This window comes from Streptomyces caeni (genome assembly GCF_042678285.1).
GTDB classification, from domain to species: Bacteria; Actinomycetota; Actinomycetes; order Streptomycetales; family Streptomycetaceae; genus Streptomyces; species Streptomyces caeni.
The window spans coordinates 34,876-41,156 of sequence record NZ_JBHUDX010000026.1 but is presented as its reverse complement, the minus strand read 5'-3'; the positions used below and the strand labels follow the sequence as shown (position 1 = coordinate 41,156).

The 6,281-nt window shown below is 73.0% G+C and carries 4 protein-coding genes; all 4 read right to left on the bottom strand.

The annotated features are described in order from the left end of the window. On the bottom strand, positions 1 to 844 hold an 844-nt coding region (locus tag ACFSL4_RS10490), incomplete at its 3' end, for a FadR/GntR family transcriptional regulator (protein WP_381080933.1). Positions 845 to 1,006: 162 nt separating this feature from the next. Beyond that, a complete protein-coding gene (locus tag ACFSL4_RS10485; RefSeq protein ID WP_381080931.1) occupies positions 1,007 to 2,746 on the bottom strand; it encodes an ABC transporter ATP-binding protein in 1,740 nt (579 codons plus the stop codon). 131 nt (positions 2,747 to 2,877) lie between these two features. Further along, positions 2,878 to 3,636, bottom strand: a complete 759-nt coding sequence (locus ACFSL4_RS10480; protein WP_381080929.1) for an NUDIX hydrolase — start codon at positions 3,634 to 3,636, stop codon at positions 2,878 to 2,880. Positions 3,637 to 3,767: 131 nt separating this feature from the next. After that, a complete protein-coding gene (locus ACFSL4_RS10475; RefSeq protein WP_381080927.1) occupies positions 3,768 to 5,807 on the bottom strand; it encodes a glycogen debranching N-terminal domain-containing protein in 2,040 nt (679 codons plus the stop codon). Positions 5,808 to 6,281: the final 474 nt, after the last annotated feature.

The window sequence follows — 6,281 nt, the reverse complement described above, 5'->3', positions numbered from 1 at the left end:
GCTCGGGCGTCTGCAGGCCGTGTGACCAGTCGACCGTCGTCGTCACACCCGAGTCGAGCGCGTCGACGATGCGGGCGTGCTGGGCCAGGGCGGTCTCGTTCGGACGCTCACACCCCGTGACCGGGCCGCCGGAGACCTGAAGGGCCGCCGAGACGATCCCCGAGAGGTGCTCCAGCATGCGGTTGCCGGCGACCTGGATGAGCAGCGAGTGGAACTCCGCGTCGGCACGCGAGAAGGTCAGGGAGTCGCCCTGTCCCAGGGCATGGCCCATGATCTCGACCATGTCGGCGAGCCGCTGCTGCACCTCCTCGCGCCCGTGCCCGGCGGCCAGGCGCGCGGCGAGCGGCTCGATGGTCCAGCGCAGCTCGCTGAGCTCACGGCGCTGGTCGTCGCGCTGTGGCCCGAAGGCCCGCCACTCGATGATGTCCGGGTCCAGGAGGTTCCAGTCGCTCACGGGGCGCACGCGCGTGCCGACGTTCGGACGGGCGCTGACCAGGCCCTTGGCCTCCAGGACGCGCAGCGACTCACGGACGACGGTACGGGACACCTCGAAGCGCTGGCCGATCTCCTCGGGCACCAGCGGGCGATCGGCGCCCAGGTCGCCGGAGACGATCATCTGGCCGAGCTGCTGGACGAGTTGGCCGTGCAGGCCACGTCCGCGGCTGCCCGCGGCGCGCCGGCCGACACGGCCCAGCTCCGGGTCCGAGCCCTCCCATGCTGGTGCACCGACGCGGTCGGCGGAGGGCGCCTCGGCGTAGGGGTAACGGTCGAGTTCGCCCGGTCCGGCAAGGCCGGAGTCTGCGGAGCGGGCGGCGGTCATCATGGTGTGCGCAAGGGTACTCACGGATCCTTTGTCGGCGCCCTCTCCAACTCCCTTGAGGTCTTTGGTGAAAAGCACACGAAAGGGTGATCGCTCACACCGTCGCAATTGACGCCTTATCGGAAAGAAATGGGCGCTTCTCGGGGAAGTTGTGCGCAGAGGGAGAACAGATGGGCACGCGGGTGGTCATCGGACCCTGCTGCGCAGCGTGGTGAACAGATATGCACAGAGCAGCACTGCCAGGGACAAAGCCAGTGCACCGCCCACGGGTTGCGTGATCACGCGCGCCATCGCGGCCACGTAGCGCTCGCCACCGAAGGGCCACTGCAGCAGCATCAGCTCGCGCATGCGCACGGTGAAACCGGCCGCGGCCCGGACGGACGGGCCCTCCAGCGCCTTCTGCAGGAGCGGTACGACGACGACGGGCACCGCGAGCACCGCGGCGAGACCGGCGGTCGTGGAGCGGAAGATGCCTGCTGCCAGCACGCCGGCCCAGGCGCACCCCACGATCAGGCCGATCCAACTCGTTGCCAGGGAAAGCCAGTCGGCGGGAAGCTCGGTGAGCTCCGGCCCGTGGACGAGGTAGAGCAGCTCGATGTCGCAGCCGACGGCGAGGAAGGCCAGCATCAGCGCCGTGGCCCCGGCGACGAGGAGTTTCGCGGCAAGCAGCCCCAGGCGGCGGGGGACCGTTCCGCGATCCGCGGCCAGGGCGGGGTGCCGGAACTCGTCGCCGAAGGCGACGGCGCCGAGCAGTCCCGCACCGAGTGCCGCCGGCGGCAGCGGGAACTGCAGGGGCCAGGCGGCCAGCAGTCGGTCCTGGGGAGTGTGCCCACCGCGTGCGAGGAGGAGGCAGATGAGGGCGGAGGAAACGAGCACGGCGGCCGCGGTGACGTAACCGGTGCCGATTCCCGCGGCGCGGCGCAGCTCGTACCGCAGCGGCCGCAGGGGACCGGCGGAAGGCCGCACGCTGATGGGTGGCGGGACCGGGGGCAGGCCGTCCGGCTCCCATTCCTCGGACCGCGGTGCCGGGATGGTCTCGGCACTCGCCGTCGGCCCCATGTCCCCGGTTTCGTCGGCCAGTTGGTGGATGAGGACACCGTGCCGGAACGCGGTGTCGCCGATGTCGGCACAGGTACTGCCGTACACGGACAGCCGGTTGCCGCCCTCGTGGACGACTTCCACGGAACGCCGCGTCATTCCGGCCTCCTTGGCGAGCAGGGCGCCGAGGCGGGTGGCGTGCGGGCTGTTGACGGCCACGCGGGGCCGCAGGCGGGTGCGGGCGAAGTCCACCCCTGTCTGATCGGCGACCACCTGGCCCCGGTCCAGCGTGATGACGTGGTCGGCGGTGCGCGCGGCCTCTCTGGGATCTCCCGTGGCGAACAGAACGGTGCCGCCCCGGTCCGCGTGGGCACGCAGAACGCCGTGCAGCCAGCGCCCCTCGCGCGCGGAGATCCCGCCGACGGGGTCGTCGAGCACCAGCCCGTGCGGGTCGGCGAGCAGGGCGCAGGCAATACCGAGGCGCCGGTCCATGCCACGCGAGAGGGTGCCGAGCCGCTCGTCGCGCAGGCCGGCGAGCCCGACGAGTTCGAGAACCTCGTCGGCACGGCGGCCGGCCACCCCCGCCGCCGCGCACAGCATGCGCAGCTGGCCGCGGACCGTCCGCGCCGGATGACCTGGGACATCGCCGAGGAGGACACCCACTTCCCGGGAGGGGTGGGCGATGCGGTGCAGCGGACGGCCCCGGAAGTAGGTGATGCCGCGGCCCGGCTGGAGCTCGAGCATGAGCCGAAGCACCGTCGTCTTGCCCGCACCGGCGGCTCCGAGAAGGGCGGTGACACGGCCTGGGTGCGCCTCGAAGGACACGTCGTCGACGGCGGGCGGAAGGTCCTTGTGGGTTGTGCTGGTCAGTCCGATCGCCTGGATCACCCGAAGCAAGATAGCGCGATTTGTCCGGTTTTTCGGGCAGCGTGAGGGGTGGTGCGGCACAGACCCGCCTCCTCGGCTGTTCCTGCTCGGCCATTTGCACGAGGCCCGTCGTCCGAGCGGCGTCCGCCCGGTCAGACTTCGGGGCGCAGCATCGGCGGGTTGAGCAGGGTGGCACCACCCGCACGGAAGAGCTGTGCCGGGCGTCCGCCCTGCCGGGTCGTCGTGCCGCCCGTGGGGACGAGGAAGCCGGGTGTGCCGGTCACCTTGCGGTGGAAGTTGCGCGGGTCGAGCGCTACGCCCCACACGGCCTCGTAGACCCGGCGCAGCTCTCCGACGGTGAACTCGGGCGGGCAGAAGGCGGTGGCCAGCGATGAATACTCGATCTTGGAACGGGCGCGCTCGACACCGTCCGCCAGGATCTGCGCGTGATCGAAGGCGAGGGGCGCCGTCTGCTCCCCGTCCCTGCCGTGGCCGCCCTGCTGCAGCAGTTCCTCCACCGGGGCCCAGCGCACGCTGTTGGCGTCACCGCCGGGACGGGGCGCGGGCAGGTCGGGAGCGAGCGCGAGGTGGGCGACGCTGACCACTCTCATCCGCGGGTCGCGCTTCGGGTCCCCGTAGGTGGCCAGCTGCTCCAGGTGGGCACCGTTGTCCTGCGCCGGTGCGGACGGGTCGTGGGCGTGCAGCCCCGTCTCCTCGGCCAGCTCGCGGGCAGCGGCCTGCGCGAGGTCCTCGTCGGCCCGTACGAAGCCGCCCGGCAGCGCCCACCGCCCCTGAAACGGGGGCTCGCCCCTTCGCACCGCCAGCGCGCACAGGGCATGGCGGCGCACGGTCAGCACGACCAGGTCCACAGTGACGGCGAAAGGTGGAAAGGCTGACGGGTCGTAGGGCATGTCGCGATCATAGTCGTCTGCCTGACGATAAACACTCCTTTCTTGAACCGCTTCGACGACTGATCCACATCTGTCCGGTACGGCTCTCACCGATGCTCTCCGTCCACGGTCCGCATCCGCGTCATCCGAGGTCACACGCCCAACTGCAACCCGTCGGCAGCCTCCTCCACCATGGCGAGACCTAGTCGCCCGACGCGCACGGAGAAGGGGGCGCCGGCCAGCCTCAGGCCCGTCAGAACGATCTCGCCGAGCGGGGCGCTGCGGACCGGGCACAGGGTCACCGTCCCGGCCGGGACGTCCGGGCGGACACCGGCGAGCGCGGTCAGGAGCAGGACCCCCGCCGCGGCCGCCACGGCGGCTGGACGGCAGGCCACCGGGTGCGGCAGCGGAGCACTCCCCTCCGTACGCGGCTCGCCCGCGAACATCTCGGGCAACCGGTAGCCGAACGCCTCCGCCGCCGCCAGCAGCCCGCGCAGCAGGCCGCTCGCCTCCTTCTCATGGCCGGCTGCAGCCAGTCCCGCGACCGCCACCGCCGTCTCCTGGACCTGTACCGCTCCACCACGGTGTCCGAACGGGTTGTACACCGCGGCCTCGGTGGCCAGACCGCGCAGCCCCCACCCCGAGTCCATGGCCGGCTCACAGAGCAGCCGCGCGAGCTGCTCCGTCCGCGCCTTGTCGAGCAATCCGGGCGCCAGGGCGCCGGATCCGAGCAGGCCGGTGTCGAGGAGATGGGCGGCGCCCGCGCCGAGGTGGGGCATGAGGCGTCCGTCCCGGGTGCGGACGGCCGCCGGCCTGCCGCCCGACCGGTCCTCGGCCCAGAAGCCCTCCGAGAACGCGTCGCGCAGCGTCTCGGCCCACTGGCACAGCTCCGGTCCCCCCGGGCGCCCACAGGCGTCGAGCAGATCCGCGCCGAGAAGCGCCGCCCGGTGGGCGTACGCCTGTGTCTCGCAGCGCAGCGGACCATCCGGTTGCGGGTCGGGGACGTACACGCCGTCCCCGACGGTGGTGCGCAGCCACCGCAGGCAGTGCTCGGCCGCAGGCAGCAGTTCCTCGGTCTCCCGGTCCGGAAGCCCCCAGCGCCGGGCCTCCGCGAGGAGTACGGGGAACAGCAGTGTGGCTTCGGTGCCGGTGCAGCGCGGCGGGAGGTGTGCCCCCGCGTCCCGCCGCGGACCCGGGATCATGCCCGAGCGGACACCGGGGCCGCGCAGTTGGGTGCGGGCCAGGATCCGCAGCGTGCCCGCGGCGAGCCGGGTGCCGAGCGGGAGGGCCATCCGGGCCGCCGCCAGTGACTCGGCGGGCGACGGGCCGCAGCGCCAGGGCGCTCCAGCCGCAAGATGGATGTCGGCAGAGTGGGCCGGATCGCGCAGGAGCAGGGCCTGGAGATCCTCGACGCAGGTGCGCAGCAGCGGCTGGATCCGGGGGTCGTCGCCGGTGGCTTCGGCCCTCGCGAGCAGGTGCGAGGCGCCACGTCCTACGGCCCTGACGGGTCCCGCACCGCCCTGCCGTACCCGCAGCTCCACGCTCCGTGTGCCACCCGGCGGCAGTTCCAGCTCCCAGCGCAGCAGCCCGGCGGTGGCGAGGGCGTCGGACGGCGGCGGATCGGCCGTGACAGCGCAGTCACCTTTCCTGCAGGACCAGCGCAGCCCGGAGTCGTGAACGGTGGCGGGGAGGTCGTGCTCCCTCCCGCCCGAGGCGATCGCGCGCAGGTCCGCAAGGTCCGTGCCGAGGGCCACCTCCACGGGCAGGCGCAGGACCCGCGGGGCCGCACTGCGCAGAATGATCCGCTCGATGCCCTCTGCGGACCTGATGCGCTCCACGACGACGTCCGGGTCCGGTCCGGCGTCGGGAGCCGCGTGAAGGGTCCCCACAAACCTGACTCGGTCGGCCGCCACCATCCGGGCCTGCACGGCGAGCGGTTCCCGCCCCGCCACCCGCACATGACAGCGAGAGAGCAGACGCCGGCCCGCTCGGTAGAACCCCTCCAGACCGTGCCCCGTCAGCTGTCCCTGCTCGGTGGAGATGGCCAGTCCGGGGAGGGCGAGGCAGATCAGGGCGCTGTGAACGGGTGGAAGGACGATCAGACAGTGCGGGGACGGCAGGGGCCGGACCGGGGCCGGGCTCTTCCGCCCGCCGGCCTGCGTGGCGGGAGCAGGCGTGGCGGGAACAGGCATGGCGGGAGCAGGCGTCCGCCCGCGCCCGATGAGCGCCGGCGGTGCGCCGCCCTTCACGGACGGGGGTGCCGGGGGATCGTGTCGGGGAGGTCGGTCGCCGTCCGGGGAGAGGGGCGGTCTGGGCAAGGTCATGATGCGGTTTCCTCTGCACTCGGTACGCCTTGGGCGCGCCCGGCGCCGGGTGAGGGGCTCCGGCGGGTCGTGCACGGTGCGGTGGCGCGACCCGATCACGGGTTCGGCCACTCAGGTGAACGGTTCGGGCTTGCTCCGGGTCACGCCTGGGGGCAGGGATGACGACCGAATGGCGGTGCGTCGGGCGGCACGGGGTCCTCATGTGCCCTCCTCACGCGCATGTGGAGCGGCGCCGCGGCGCGGGGTTCCGGACCGAGTGGGCCGAGTGGGCCGAGTGGGCCGGCTGGTCGCGCCCTCGGCCCGGCGCCGCGGCCCGGCGCCGCGGCCCGGGCCGTCGGACGG

Excerpts from the sequence above, each read along its gene's own strand:
- ACFSL4_RS10475 (WP_381080927.1), bottom strand. The coding sequence starts at position 5,807 with ATGCCTGTTCCCGCCACGCCTGCTCCCGCCACGCAGGCCGGCGGGCGG.
- ACFSL4_RS10480 (WP_381080929.1), bottom strand. The coding sequence starts at position 3,636 with ATGCCCTACGACCCGTCAGCCTTTCCACCTTTCGCCGTCACTGTGGAC.